General features: G+C 63.7%; 12 protein-coding genes. 9 read left to right on the top strand and 3 right to left on the bottom strand.

The window, feature by feature from the left end; translation table 11 throughout:
• Together JHY01_RS09220 and JHY01_RS09215 are read left to right on the top strand one after the other, a co-directional pair.
• Window positions 1–1,191, top strand: coding sequence for a helix-turn-helix transcriptional regulator (locus tag JHY01_RS09220; RefSeq protein WP_205325329.1), 1,191 nt, complete (start codon window positions 1–3; stop codon window positions 1,189–1,191).
• Window positions 1,192–1,213: 22 nt separating this feature from the next.
• A complete protein-coding gene (locus JHY01_RS09215) occupies window positions 1,214–1,693 on the top strand; it encodes a hypothetical protein (protein ID WP_205325328.1) in 480 nt (159 codons plus the stop codon).
• 84 nt (window positions 1,694–1,777) lie between these two features.
• On the opposite strand, the gene JHY01_RS09210 is transcribed toward JHY01_RS09215, so the two are convergent.
• On the bottom strand, window positions 1,778–2,902 hold the full coding sequence (locus JHY01_RS09210) for a hypothetical protein (RefSeq protein ID WP_205325327.1): 1,125 nt from the start codon (window positions 2,900–2,902) through the stop codon (window positions 1,778–1,780).
• Between the two features lie 285 nt (window positions 2,903–3,187).
• On the opposite strand from JHY01_RS09210, the gene JHY01_RS09205 reads away from it, so the two are divergent.
• Window positions 3,188–4,537 (top strand): hypothetical protein, encoded by a 1,350-nt coding sequence (locus JHY01_RS09205; protein ID WP_205325326.1) that lies wholly within the window; start codon window positions 3,188–3,190, stop codon window positions 4,535–4,537.
• Window positions 4,538–4,784: 247 nt separating this feature from the next.
• Here JHY01_RS09205 and JHY01_RS09200 read toward each other — a convergent pair whose 3' ends face one another.
• Window positions 4,785–5,954, bottom strand: coding sequence for an IS701 family transposase (locus JHY01_RS09200; RefSeq protein ID WP_205325325.1), 1,170 nt, complete (start codon window positions 5,952–5,954; stop codon window positions 4,785–4,787).
• A 261-nt stretch (window positions 5,955–6,215) separates the two neighbouring features.
• Complete coding sequence (locus JHY01_RS09195; RefSeq protein WP_205325324.1) at window positions 6,216–7,295, bottom strand: replication-relaxation family protein; 1,080 nt, start codon at window positions 7,293–7,295, stop codon at window positions 6,216–6,218.
• A 92-nt stretch (window positions 7,296–7,387) separates the two neighbouring features.
• On the opposite strand from JHY01_RS09195, the gene JHY01_RS09190 reads away from it, so the two are divergent.
• The 6 genes from JHY01_RS09190 (at window position 7,388) to JHY01_RS09165 (ending at window position 13,364) form a co-directional block, all read left to right on the top strand.
• The gene (locus JHY01_RS09190; RefSeq protein WP_205325323.1) at window positions 7,388–8,818 is read left to right on the top strand and encodes an ATP-binding protein; all 1,431 of its coding nucleotides are present in this window, start codon (window positions 7,388–7,390) and stop codon (window positions 8,816–8,818) included.
• An 84-nt stretch (window positions 8,819–8,902) separates the two neighbouring features.
• Window positions 8,903–9,313: an MFS transporter gene (locus JHY01_RS09185; RefSeq protein WP_205325322.1), complete on the top strand. Its 411-nt coding sequence runs from the start codon at window positions 8,903–8,905 to the stop codon at window positions 9,311–9,313.
• 110 nt (window positions 9,314–9,423) lie between these two features.
• A complete protein-coding gene (locus tag JHY01_RS09180) occupies window positions 9,424–10,461 on the top strand; it encodes an L-histidine N(alpha)-methyltransferase (protein ID WP_205325321.1) in 1,038 nt (345 codons plus the stop codon).
• Between the two features lie 122 nt (window positions 10,462–10,583).
• A complete protein-coding gene (locus tag JHY01_RS09175; protein ID WP_205325320.1) occupies window positions 10,584–10,742 on the top strand; it encodes a hypothetical protein in 159 nt (52 codons plus the stop codon).
• Entirely contained in the window at window positions 10,739–11,935 is a 1,197-nt protein-coding gene (locus JHY01_RS09170; RefSeq protein WP_205325319.1) for a YcaO-like family protein, read from the top strand. Before JHY01_RS09175 ends, JHY01_RS09170 begins: the two co-directional genes overlap by 4 nt.
• A 7-nt stretch (window positions 11,936–11,942) precedes the next feature.
• Entirely contained in the window at window positions 11,943–13,364 is a 1,422-nt protein-coding gene (locus JHY01_RS09165; protein ID WP_205325318.1) for a TfuA-like protein, read from the top strand.

Below are 13,364 nucleotides of genomic sequence, written 5' to 3'. Positions count from 1 at the left end.
ATGACCCCAGGACAACAACTGCGAGCGGCGCGAACCGCTGTTGACCTCAGCTTGGGCGACATGGCCCGCCGCTTGCCCTGGAGCAAAGCAGCTCTAGGGTTCTACGAGACTGATCAGCGCCCTGTCCCGAGCGAAGTGATAGTGGCGTATACCGAAGTCGTCGGTCAGGAACGTCGACGACTTGCCGAGGAGGACGACATGCGGCGCAGGGCTTTGCTCTCACTCGGAGCCGCAGCGGTGCCGGGTCTCATCGCCGGATCACCGTTCCTCCCAGACAACGGCCTCAAGTCCCTCGGCGACACCGAGCTCGATCAGTTGGAAACGCTGGCGACTCACTACCGAGACTGGAACGAGCGCACCGGAGGAGGTCTTCAACTCCGAGCCGTCCTCGTTCAGATCGTCCAACTTGCGGAACTGGCGGAAGTCGACCGAAACCGCTCCCGTCGTGCTCGAACCTTCAAGGTCATGGCCCGCTTTTCGCAGACGGCGGCCACGATGTTCTGGGACACGGGCGACGACGGCAAGGCCCGCCGGTGCTACGAATTCGCGCTGCACGCATCAGTTGAGGCTCGCGATCGCTACGGCGAGGTGAAGGCGCTTGTCGGCATGGGCCGCCAGGAACTCATTCTCGGCAATCCTGGCGAGGCGCAGGAACTCACGAGCCGTGCGCTTGAACGCGCCTCCGGCCATGTTTCCGCGGCGCTGATGGCGAAGGTATACACCCGCCACGCATGGTCGAAGTCCAGTCTCAGCGACATCAACGAGTTCCGCAGAAGCACTGATCTAGCGGCCGAGTTGCTCGCCGACGCGAACGACGACGGTGGAAGCTCCTTCGACCTGGCCGAGTTCGCCGGCACCACCGGAGCACGACTCCTCGAGATGGCGCATGAAGACCGAAGCCTCGCAGCCGAAGCCGCCTCTTCCATCGAAGCCGCCATCACTGCACGCGACCCGCAGAAACTCCGATCACTCGCCCTAGACCAACTCGGGCTCGCACAGGCGCGGATGCTGCAAGGGGAACTTGAGGAAGCCTGCATGCAAGGCAACCGAGCAGTCGAAACCGCGACGAGGACTGGTTCTTCCCACGTCCGAACCAAGCTCGAGAACCTGCGCGCCCTCGCCGCGACCTACGAGAACGAATCCTGCGTCGCAGAACTCCGAGACCACATCGACACGGCCTTGGCAGCCTGACCTCATCCATAAGGAGCACCAATTGCGGATCGGCATCACCGGGCACATGAACCTCTCCCCGGAAACCGTTGACCTGGTGCGAGCCGCCATCAGCGAAGCGCTCGAGGAGTTCCAGGACGGAAACCTGGTCGGATTCAGTTGCCTCGCAGCAGGCGCGGACTCGATCTTCGCCCAAGCAGTCCTCGACGCCGGCGGCAAGCTGACAGTGGTCGTATCCTCCGCGGACTACCGCGACAAGAAGGTCGACCCAGAGGACCAGCCCGCCTACGATCGCCTGCTCTCACAAGCCGCCGAGGTCAATGCAATGTCCTTCGAGACCGGCGGACGAGAAGCCTACGCAGCATCCAACGATCACATCCTCACCTCGATCGACCACCTTTTCGCCGTCTGGGACGGCCAACTCCCAGCAGCCAGGGGCGGGACCGCCGACGCAGTAGCCCAGGCCCAGACCCGCGGAATCCCCGTAACGATCATCTGGCCTAGTGGGGCAAAACGAACTTAATATGCGAGATTGCCAAGCGACTATGGTTAGAGGCAGGACGCGTGGTTTGCGCTCTTCGTAAGATCAGCTTCAGGTTCGGAAACCTCACCAGGTGCTGAATACCTTTGCCAGCCGTTCTGTCACATCGGCAACGTCTCTGTCAAAGCCCTCGAAAGTCGCCCCAGGATAGACAGCCTCAACGATTCCGAAGAACGGGCGATCCGGATCGATCGGGATTACACTTTTTGGGATCTCGTAGTGCATGCATCGATTTCGAATCCGCGTGCCGCCTTGAGAAAGAAGACGCTGTGTTGATTCGCTCTCCAAGAGTACTCGAATGTTACGCATGGCTGACGAGTCCAGCGACAGATGTCGTTTTGAAACTTCTTTTAGAGCGGTTAGCGAATGATATAGTGTTACAACTCGTGCTCTAAAGACAGAATCCTCATGTCCCTTAGCTGTCTGCGGCAGGAAGAGCCTTGTGCAATTCAGATCACCCTCGATCATGAGGAGGAGCAATTTGAGCCTATCCGGGAATTTCGGTTCATAGCGACTGGCGAGAAAGCGATCTGAACGCCTATTCTTCCCGATAACTTTGTGAGCAGAAAGATGAAGCGAGGCCTGCGGCTCGGGTAGCTGCAGGTCCGCCCCCATGAGAACTGCCATAGTACTGGCCCACTCATCTGTCACGTCGCTGATAGCCTCGCCGAACATTGACCTTTCATTGGCTCCATCAAGACCTAGTCGGTAGGCGGCTGAAATTGACGTCCCGACAATTGAATGTCCGATTTGATATATTCCGAGGTCTGTCTCCATCCAGCGCAACCATCGTGGCACTCTTCCTGTAAACACGCCACGCATACGCTCCAGCGCAAGCTCGATCGCCGCAAGAATATCCTCATTTGTCTTCTTTTTGTCGTCGAGAAGCTTGGCCATGTGACGGGCTCGCGCGGTGATTGACTGGAACCGCTCCTTGAGTATATCGGCCAGCACTGGGATGCCGACCTGAGGATTACCAGACCGAATTGCTGCGGCCCCTTCGTACGCGATCCGTACGAAGTGGTGGCCCAGAAGTAGGGCGGTGTAGGCACTAGCCTCCCTTGATTTACGCGCCGAATAGACAACATCCTGAACCCATCGCGCGTCTTGAGCAATGATGAATCGCGTGGCCATTCCGCGCTGGGCGGCCGCGTCTACGGGCCATTCTGCAGTTCTCAGGGGTGTGGCCATGGTCAGAGCGTATCTGGTTTCAGGTCCGCTGCGTCGACCCGGTTTGAGCGGGCTAGTGGAACCCATCGGCCTCGCCGAGGGACAAGCCATTGCGACCGAGTGCAGTGCTTGTCCGGTGTCGATGACTGGCAGCGTCACATTGACGGTCCGGGTGCGGGGCAGACGAGGGAAACGGTGTAGCACACTAACATAAATCCGGCAAATTGACTTACGCCCGCCATTGACGTATCTGGCAATCTGGCGAATGGGGTCGCGCGCTTGCTTCGAAGCTGGGATTATCGACCCATGAGTATTGGAGCAGCTACACCCCTGGTGCCCGTTTATCCCTTTAACAGGCCAGGCGAGCCAGTCATTCTATTTGACGGTTTGATCGGGGGTGTCCAAGATGCGGACATCGACGGAAAAGTGCAACTTGTCTGCTCGCCGCGGCCAGGTATCGAGTGGAATATCAATACTAGTAGCCCTTTGAGAGATCTGAATGAGTCCGACGTAGAACTGTATCTACGGAAACCCTCGGGGGATGTGAGACTGGCGGGATTTTGGCTTAGCCCCGATCGTGGAATCTCGAATGGTATGTCGCATGGTCCGGATGATGCACTGCTTGACCGCATGGTCGTTCATTGGTTCAATCTTCCGAACTGGATTGGCCGGGGCAAATTGACAACTGAAGTGGAAGGCCAGGAATGGTGGTGGCTTGGCCGATTTGAAATGGAATCTAATGGATGGATGATCGTATTTGACTCCAGGCCGAATCTTAGTCAAGTGCTGAAGGAAACCCAGCGCTCCCAATCGTATTTGATGACACATGTTATGGAATTGCGTCGAACGGAAGACAGAAAGTTCACGGCTATTGAAGCTCAACCGGTCCTTGAGGCTTTGCATATCGGGATCTCGTTTGCCTTGGGCCGTTGGGCTGCGCCGATGCTCTCGGTGGGACAAGATGCTACGGAAGAAACAGTCTGGATGGAGTGGGGTGTGAGGCACTGCGATCCCGTTAGAAGCATTTCGTCAGGGTGGTGGTTCGACCGAGATCTTGATTCTCTGGACAACCTCTTGAGCAGAATAATCCCGGAAACTGCAAATCCCGACAAGCTGGCCCAGCTTCGATTGCAGTTGATGCTTGCTATCACATCGATCAATGATCAAAGCTTCGTGGAGCAAAGGATCATTAACGGGGCTGCGGGTTTGGAGCATCTAGAATGGCAGGAATTGGCGCTTAGTGGCCGAATGAGCAAGACGAAGTATCGGCAGGAGATCTGCTATCTTGGGATCAAGATGAATGCGGCAGGCCGTCTTCGTTTGCTTCTCCGTGAAGCGAATATATCAACGGCTGTCGATGAAATCTTGTCACCGGCTATGTTCGAGTACTCCGAGGGCGACGGTGATGAGGTTTTGGATGGTCCCGAAGTTATAACACGGATTCGCAACAAATTGGTTCATCCGAAGGGTTCGCAAGAAGCGGTGTATCGAAATAAAAGCCTTCTCAGAGAAGTCTGGTGTTGTACACGCCATTATCTTGCGCTACTCATCCTCCATTCATTGGGATACAGCGGTTCGTACCGTGACATGCGGAAACTTGACGGCTGGGCGGGCGACGTGGCGCAAGTGCCCTGGACAAAATTAACGACTGTGTAGAAATGTCGAAATCTATGAGTTCCTGAATTGATGACCCGGGTGCGTAGGATTTCAGAATCTCTCGCCCTGGGAGTAAGTATTCGGGGTTCCGGGCTGTGCATGGTTATCGTGCCTAGCTTGACTACCGTAAGTTCTCAGGGTGGTCGTTGTTTCCGCTGGTAGTGAGCTTGTCTGACCTTTTCGCGGCAGCGGCGTTGCCAGTTGACAGCGGCGAGTGTCTCGGTTAGGGAGCGGGCGGTGGGGAGGATCAGGCCCAGTAGATGCCGGATGACCGGTGCGCTGAGGCGATCGCGTCCGCTGCTTCTTTTGGGTCGGTCGCGGCGGTGGTCTGCAGGAACGCGTGCGCGAACATCGCCAAGGTGACATGCCGGTGCCACGAGGTCCAGGTCCGCACCTGGTAGTGGTCCATCCCGCACTGCCCCTTGGCTTCGGCGAAACAGGTCTCGATGCCCCACCGAGCACCGGCGATGCGGATGAGCTGCTGCTTGCCGGTGCCCTCGGGCGCGAAGCACAGGTAGTAGGCGATGTCGGCGGGGTCAGCGATCGACCGGCGGGCCAGCACCGAACGGGCATAGCCGGCCCGCAGCTCGCCGCCGGGCGGCAGCAGGCCCCAGGCCCAGTCGTATTCACGCGGGCCGCGTTCGCCCTCGCCTTGCGACAGCCGCGTCCACGCCGCCGCCGGTGCCTCGGCGATGAGGTTGGCGATCTCCCGCTTCCGACCCTCGGCGTCGGCGACGACCTGGCTGCATTTCACTTCCAGCACATAGGAAATGCGCGCCTCCTCGAGGCTGCGGCGCGTGAGGTGGTCTGAGCCGTAGGCCGAGTCGGCGGCCACCCACCCGAAGGCCAGGCCCGCATCGCGCAGCCGGGCGATCATGCGCCGGGCGGTACTGGGCTTGGTGACGAGGCCTTGGTCCAGGCGCGCCTGGGGGACACCGGCCCGGCGGCACCGGTCGGGGTCACCTATCCAGGAGGCCGGCAGGTACAGTTCCCGGTCGACCAACGCCCGCCCGCGGGGACTGACCAACGCCGCGAACACCCCGATCTGGCAGTTGTCCACTTTCCCTGAAGTTCCGGTGTACTGCCGTTGCACCCCAACCGAATAGCGGCCTTGCTTGAGGAACCCGGTGTCGTCGACGACCAGCACCGCATCGGCCCCGCCGATGGTGTCCGAGACCGCCCGGGCGAGCCGGTCACGCACCAGGTCGGCATCCCACAGCGCCCGCATCAGGAAGTTCTGCACCGTATCGGGCCTGGCATGTCCGACCGCTTCGGCGATCTGCCAGCCGTTCTTCCGCTCGACCGGTGCGAGCAGCGCCGTCAGGTACTCCCTGGCATGCCTGCGGGTCTCGAACCGGAAGAAGTCATCGGCGATGAGTCCGAACCATTCGCCCAGGCGATCCCGCCACGAGGCCACCTCAGCAGCCTCAATTTCCGCTACCGCACCCACCATGATCAGAAGCTACCCAGACACCGGCCCCAGCGCCACCGCCAACCTGGGCCGGACGGAATCCGAATGCCGTTGCGCTGCAACGTTTGTGATCAACTGTCGGCAATCCGTCACGCCTACTTACGGTAGTCAAGCTGCGGAAACTGCGGTTTCGCCTGTGTGGCTGACGGGTGGGGGTTGTGCGTGGGGTTGGGTGGGGGCCGATCTTGTGCGGCCGACCCCCTGGGGTTAGTTGGCGGTGTTCGGGCTTCGGATCTCCCGCGCTACGGCAGGGAGTTCGAGGAGGTTGTGGATGCCGGTCCAGCCGAGGATGTTCCAGCGGCGGTCGGTGAAGGCGTCTGGGAATTCCTCTGGGTGGGTGAAGGTGCGCTCGTTTGGTGTCGAAGCGCAGACGGCGACCGCCAGTGTTGGGTTCTCCCAATCGGGGAGATCTGCCTTCCAGACCTCGGTGCCGACGGGTAGGAAGTTGCGGAGGCGGCGCTCGCTGGGGAGCTCTATCAGCAGGACCGAATCTCGAAGGTCTGGGTTGCGGATGGTTCGATCCCTGTAGCTCTTGATCTTGCGGGCGAGGTAGGCGAGGGTCTCGGTTCCTCGGTCGTGTTCGAGCCAGAAGGGGAGCGTCGTGCCGTCGCCCCAAGCGATCTCGCCCTTGCCGTCGGGTTCGATCCCCGTGATCCAGTGGTCCTTCTCGAGCCTGCTGACGCTGATGTCGGAGTGGTTCCGCGCTGAGTAGTGCAGGCGGCTGAAGAAGGCGTTGATGCCTTCGGTGTGGGGTCGGTTCCGGGATAGGAACTGGTGTTGGGCCGTGAAGGTGGCCGCTTGCTTCGTCGGGGGTTTCTCGCCCTTGATCAGGGCGAGGACGCACTGGCCTCTCCAGGCGAGGACGTAGCGGTACGCCTTGCTCTCCGGGTTTCGCCAGCGTTCGAGGAGCCCTAGCTCGTGGAGCGTGAGGAGGCGGGCTCCGGCTTGGTGGCGGGAGGGGAAGAAGATCGCCTCGATCATGCCGGCGGTCATGATCTTGTGCTTCTCCAGGGCTTTGAGGATGTCAAAGTCTCGCCTGGTCAGGCGGTTGGTTATCTCGTTGAAGTCGCCCTTGTTCGTACCTGGGATCCGCTTCGCGCACATGCCGCTTCTCACCGCCTTCCCGTTGCGGCGGAGTCGGTCTCGGCGGTGAGGGGTGTTGTGAGGCGGGCGTGCAGGGCCTGTACCTGGGGGTATAAGTGCCCGTACGTCTCCAACAGGCCAGCAAGTAGATCTCCATCCGAACATCGGGTCCGCGAAGCGGGCCCGTTTGTCGTCCTCGATCATCTCCTCCATGTTCTCTGGACGGCTCGCCGCAGAGCGATTAAATGTAAATGTCATGCCCGGAAATGTAAACCTATGTGGTTTACATTTACTGCATGGCAGAGGACATCGAAAGCATCCTGAACGAACTCCGCGAGGCGGGCGGGGGCACCGCGTCCATCGAGGTCAAGGCCGCTGCGGGTGGGCTGCCCGATTCCCTGATGTCTACGCTGAGCGCGCTTGCGAACCTGCCTGGAGGCGGGTTGATCATTCTGGGTCTCGATGAGCGCGCGGGGTTCCGTCCTGTAGCCCTGTCGGACCCTCAAGAACTCAAGCAGGCGCTGGCTTCGAAGGCTCGGCACTTCGAGCCACCGGTCCGGCTGACCTTCGAAGACGCCGTGATTGAAGGATCTCCGGTGGTACTGGCGCGTGTTCATGAGTGCGACCCGTCCGCCAAACCATGCCGTGCCGCCAAGTCCGGAGCGGCATACCTTCGAGGCTGGGATGGCGACTATCGAATGTCCGCTCTGGAGGAGCAGGCGTTCCTTGCCCAGCGAACCGCTCCGGTCTCCGACCGTCAGGCTTGTACCGGAGCGACTTTCCAGGATCTTGATGAGGTCCTTACCGAGTCATACGTTCGCACCGTCCGCGAACGTGATCCACAGGGACTCGGACGCTTTACGGATCGTGATGAACTGCTGCGGCGTTCAGGCGTCCTTGACACTCATGGCGTCCCGACGGTCGCCGGAGTGCTGGCTCTCGGCGCTTATCCCCAACAGTGGTTCCCGCGCTTCGCCATTCAGGCTGCCGTCGATACCGGTCAAGGTGGCGCGAAAGGGGTGCGAGCCCGCGATCAGAGGCTGATCACAGGACCGATACCGCGCCTCCTCGATCAAGCGATGGAGTGGGCCAGGACCAACTTCGCCACCGACATCGTGGCGGGTGCCGATGGATCGGTGGTCGACCAGACCGCCTACCCGCTCATCGCCTTCCGCGAGTTGGTGGCAAACGCGCTGATACACCGCGATTTGTCCCCATGGTCCACCGGCATGGCTACGGAAGTACGCCTCCGGCCGGACCGACTCATCGTGTCCAATCCTGGTGGGCTGTACGGCATCACGGTCGAAAGGCTGGGTAGGGAAGCGGTGAGCTCGGCCCGCAACGCCCGACTCCTCAACATCTGCCAGTATCTCCGAACTCCCGCCAACGGACGTATCGTCGAGGCTCTGGCCACCGGCATACCGACTGTCGCCCAGGCCCTGGCTGAAGCCGGCCTGCCCGATGCGCGCTACACCGACACCGCGATTCGGTTCATGGCCGTGTTGCCCCGAGCGCGCACGGCTCCGAGGGCGAAGCTGAAGGGTACCGCCGCCAAGGTCTACGACGCACTCTCCACCGAGCTGAAGACAGTGGCCCAACTCGAAGCCGAGCTGGGACTGCAGCCTCCGACAATTCGGCACGCACTGCGCAACCTGCGAGCCGACGGGCTGATCGAACAGATCGGAGGCCGCGGCAAGAGCACCGGCTATAAACGGCTTACCGACTGAGGTCGCTGAAGGAAGGGAGCGAAAGGTCGAGGTTCTCCAGGTCATTGGCAGCCGCGAGCGCCCGGCGCGGTCGGCGTTCCGCTCATGGCGACGGCGGCGGCGCCGCCCCTGTGGCACACCGTCCTACTGTGGATGCTCGTGGGCGTCTTCCACGCGTACATCGTGCTCGCGCAGGTGCGGTTCGCGCAGTTCATCCCTGACGGCATGCGTTCGCGCGCCATCGGTTTCGCCGCGGCGGGCCTCCAGACCGCGCGGGGCCTGGGCATTGCCATCGGCGGCGTGCTGGCTTCGGCGATCTCGCCTTCGGCCGCGATCGGCATCTGCGCCGCCGCCGGCTCCCTGGGCGCACTCGTCATCGGCGTCGTCTCCCGCATCGACCGGGCCGATCCCGAGGCCCCGCCGCGATCGCCGACCATGACGGTCCCGGTGAACCGGACCCAGGGGACGGACGTCCATTCTCGGGAAGACCTGGATCCGCGGTCGCGCGTGCACTGAGTCGGCCGGGTGGCTTTCGTTGTGACGCAAGAGAATAGAAGACAATTGCGGGTGGAGGGATGCCGGAAGCGGTGTTCGCCTCGGCAGGGGGGCGTCGGTAGAGTCTGAGCGTGGCGGAAATCGAGCAGCGCATGGTGTCGCCGGGCGAAGAGTTCTATCGGACGTATACGGCGGCGCAGGTCAAGGCCGTCGTCGCGGCGCTGAGCGAGCGCGCCGAATTCCCTTACGAGTTGACGTATCTCGGCGGCGGCAGCCGGCTGTGGCACAACGGTGAGACGGTGTCCAACAGCGACAACACGCCGGTGCTCGGCGACATGGACACGCTCCTGACGCGGTATGCCGAAGAGCTGCTCGCCCTGGCGCCGGCGTCCTGGTCGGTACGGATCGTTGACCTCGGGCCGGGTACGACCCGTCCGGTGCGCGGGCTGTTGCGGCGTCTGCTGGACCGGTCCCGGCTGGAGGGGTACCGGGCGATCGACATCAGTGCTGAGCTGCTTGCGCTGGCACGTGAGAACCTTGTCGCCGAGTTCCCCGAGCGCGCCGAGGGTTTCGATCTGCGCCGCGGGGATTTCACCGGCTCTGATCTGGCCCAGGTCCTTTCCGCCGCGGACCCGCACCGCGATGACCTCGGTCCGGCCCGGTTCGTCGTCCTGGCGGGCGGGACCCTCTACAACTTCGCAGACCCCGGTCGGGTGCTCCGCCATGTCGGCGAGGCGATGCGCGAGGGGGACGTGCTGCTGCTGACGTTGCGCATCGACACCGGCGTCGACCGCCCCCCGTTCATGGACCGGGTCAGCGTCGGCGGGCCGTACAAGCCGCAGCAGCTGGCCGGGCTTGATCTGCTGGGCATCGACCGGTCCTGGTACGTGCCTGAGACCGGCTACGACCCCGAGCGCAGCGAGGTGTTCGTCCGGGTGCGGTTCAGCGAACCGGTCGCCGTGAACGTCACAATGGACGGTCGTCAAAGGACCATCTCATTCAGGGCGGGCGACACCGTGGTCGTTTGGCGATACCTGTACGTCGACCGTTCGGCGCTCGTAGACCAGCTGACCCGCAGCGGCTTCGCTGTGCGCCTGCTCGAACAGGGCGAGTCCGGCCAGGTGGTGCTGGTCGCCGCAACACTGGCGGAGCGAACGAGGACGGACTGACGAGCCGCGTCCGTACACTGTCGGTGGTCAGAACGCAAGTCTGGTGTCGCGCAACACGATCCCGTAGGATTCGGCCTACCCGGGCTCGTCTCGGTGAGGCCGGCTGACGATAGGAGCTTGACATGGCTTTCATTCTTCCCACCGACGAGGAACTTCGCGCCGAACTCGAAAAGCGCGCGACCGACTACCTGGACGCCGCGGCGACCCGCAAGGACTCGTCCTGGGCCTTCCAGTTCTCCCAGGCCGCGGAGGTCGACCCTGCCGACGTGCACGGCGCGTGACCGACGGATTGAAGCTCCGGGCCGTCGCCGATCCCGGCGGCGGTCCGGCAGTGGACGCCGTACCTGACGACGCCCCGAAGGCGTGCTGGTCGGGCACGCACCGGGCCCTGGCCCCTGCGGAGACCCTGCGCGAGATCGAGCCGCTCTTCCCGGTCTTCGGCATCACCCGCCTGGCCGACGTCACCTGGCTCGACGAGATCGGCATCCCCATCTACCAGGCGGTGCGGCCCGACTCATGGACGCTTTCGGTGAGCCAGGGCAAGGGCCTGACGGCCGAACTGGCCAAGATCTCCGCCGCGATGGAGTCGATCGAGTCCTGGCACGCCGAGCGCGCGCAGCCCGGCGACACGGTCGCCACCGTGGCCGACATGGAGCGCGAGTGCGGCTACCGCGTCAGCGACCTGACTCTGGAGCCGCGACACGTCCTGCGACCGGGCCTGAAACTGCGATGGACCCGGGCGAGACGGCTCGACGGCGATGCGGACGCCTTCCTGCCCAGCGACCTCCTGCAGTTGGACGGCCGGGTCCGTCCGACATGGACGCCTCCGCTGTTTATGTTGAACAGCAACGGCCTCGCAAGCGGCAACACGTTCACAGAAGCGGCCCTGCACGGGCTGTACGAGGTGATCGAACGGGACGCGCTGAGTCGCGCCGAGACCGCCGAGCCCCGCTTCCTCGACCTTGCCACTGTGGACGGGTCTGCGGCCGGAGTGCTGGAGCAGTTGGCCGCGGCCGAGATCGACGTGCGCGTCGAAGTCCTGCCGTCCCCGACCGGCCTCGCCTGCTTCCGCGCCACGATCTGGAGCGAGATGTTCCCGGTGTTGTTCGCCGGGGCCGGAGCGCATCTGGACCGGGATGTCGCTCTGTGCCGCGCTCTGACCGAGGCGGCCCAGTCCCGCGTCACCGAGATCGCCGCCGCCCGGGACGACCTCAGCTCGGGCTCCTATCGGCGCGCCCGCACCGGACGCACCCCGAAACCGGCGCCGCCGCCGCAGGCCGACATGGTCGGGTACGACCCGATCCCCTCCGTCCGGAACACGAGCCTCGCCGAAGACGTCCGCGACGCCGTCGCCGGGGTGATGGCCGTGACCGGCCGGTCCCCGCTCGTCGCCGACCACACCATCGACGAAGTCGGCATCCCGGTCGTGCGCGTCGTCGCCCCCGGATTGCTGTGCGATCCGGTGATCCTGTGAGGAACCGATGACCCGCTACCTCTTCGTCGGACCGAGCCTGCCCGACGCCGCCCTCCTCACCGGGAACGACATCGTCGTGCGCCCACCGGTGGCGGCTGGCGACCTGCTGCGGCTCGGAGCGCGCCCCGGGGACGTGGTCGGCATCGTCGACGGGTACTTCCACCAAACGAGGTCCGTGCGGCACAAGGAGATCCTCGACCTGCTCGATGCCGGCGTGACGGTCCTGGGGGCCTCCAGCATGGGGGCGCTGCGCGCCGCCGAACTCGACGTCCTCGGCATGGGAGGCATCGGCGGGATCTACCGCGCCTACCGGCTCGGCGAGCTGATCGCCGACGATGAGGTCGCGCTGGTGCACGGGCCCGCGGACGAAGGGTACCCGGCGGTCTCGGAGCCCCTGGTCAACATCCGGGCGACGCTGGACCTCTGCATTCGGGAAGGCGTCCTCGACACGGCCACCGCAGAAGGACTCGTCACCGCGCTGGCCCACCGGCCGTACCGGCTGCGCTCCTACCCGGACGCGCTCCACCTGGCTCGCCGGGCGAACGTGCCGGATGCGACTCTCGAGCGGCTGCGGGCGGTGTTCGCGACCCGGGCCGTCAATCGCAAACGTGAGGACGCTCTGCGGCTCATCGGTGTTGTGCGCAGGCTCGGCGACGACCGGCCGGGCGCCGCCCGGCCGCGCGTGAACCGGGCGCCCACCGTCTTCCTGCACCGCTGGCGGCTGGGTGCGCGCTCCATCGACACCGCCGACGGCCCGGTCGCCGAGATGAGCGTCCTGCGGGCCTGCCAGCTCTTCGCAAGCGACTACCCCGCCTTCCAACGTGAGCTGGTTTTCGATGCGCTGGCTCGCGAATGTACTGAGACCTGCGGTCGGAGCGACGCGCTCGATCTGCTCGACGCGGCCTTGGCGCACGCGCAGCACCGCGGCGTCATCCCCGACCTTCGATCACTCGAACCTGGGGACCTGGACTTCCTCGACCCGTGGCTCACCCCGGCCGAGCGGACCAGGCGTTCGGTACGCGACCGGCTCGCCGTGTTCCTGGTCCGCAGCTTCCAGATCGCGCCCGGCATACCCCCGGAGGGCCTCGCGCTCGACAGGCTCCGCTCCCAGCCGTTGGCAGCGAAGGCGGCGCGGGTCGTCAGCGCTGCCGCGCAGATGAACGAGCAGGCGCGGCAGCTCCAGGACGACTTCGACATCCACTCGCTGTCGGCGGACCGCATCCTGTCATTCCTAGCCGGGCGGTGGGGCACTGAACCGGAGGACCTGGAACTGCGTGCGCTCGACAGGGGCATCGCCTCCCTGGACGTCCTGGTGGCAGCCGCGCGACCGTACTACCTTCTGGCCAAGTACAACCCAGATCTCGTAGATCTCCGAGTGGACGCGGCATCAGGAACGGCAGAAGAAGCCGAGACGCCCGGTCAGGTTTGA

Source organism: Glycomyces sp. YM15, from assembly GCF_016918015.1.
In the GTDB taxonomy this organism is placed as follows: Bacteria; Actinomycetota; Actinomycetes; order Mycobacteriales; family Micromonosporaceae; genus Glycomyces.
Note: the sequence above shows the minus strand (reverse complement) of the source record. Positions and strands in the feature narration are given on the sequence as shown.

What these genes read in the sequence shown, in the direction of transcription:
- JHY01_RS09205 (WP_205325326.1), top strand. Translation starts at nt 3,188, where the DNA reads ATGAGTATTGGAGCAGCTACACCCCTGGTGCCCGTTTATCCCTTTAAC.
- JHY01_RS09190 (WP_205325323.1), top strand. Translation starts at nt 7,388, where the DNA reads ATGGCAGAGGACATCGAAAGCATCCTGAACGAACTCCGCGAGGCGGGC.
- JHY01_RS09210 (WP_205325327.1), bottom strand. Translation starts at nt 2,902, where the DNA reads ATGGCCACACCCCTGAGAACTGCAGAATGGCCCGTAGACGCGGCCGCC.
- JHY01_RS09195 (WP_205325324.1), bottom strand. Translation starts at nt 7,295, where the DNA reads ATGATCGAGGACGACAAACGGGCCCGCTTCGCGGACCCGATGTTCGGA.
- JHY01_RS09220 (WP_205325329.1), top strand. Translation starts at nt 1, where the DNA reads ATGACCCCAGGACAACAACTGCGAGCGGCGCGAACCGCTGTTGACCTC.
- JHY01_RS09165 (WP_205325318.1), top strand. Translation starts at nt 11,943, where the DNA reads ATGACCCGCTACCTCTTCGTCGGACCGAGCCTGCCCGACGCCGCCCTC.
- JHY01_RS09175 (WP_205325320.1), top strand. Translation starts at nt 10,584, where the DNA reads ATGGCTTTCATTCTTCCCACCGACGAGGAACTTCGCGCCGAACTCGAA.
- JHY01_RS09185 (WP_205325322.1), top strand. Translation starts at nt 8,903, where the DNA reads ATGGCGACGGCGGCGGCGCCGCCCCTGTGGCACACCGTCCTACTGTGG.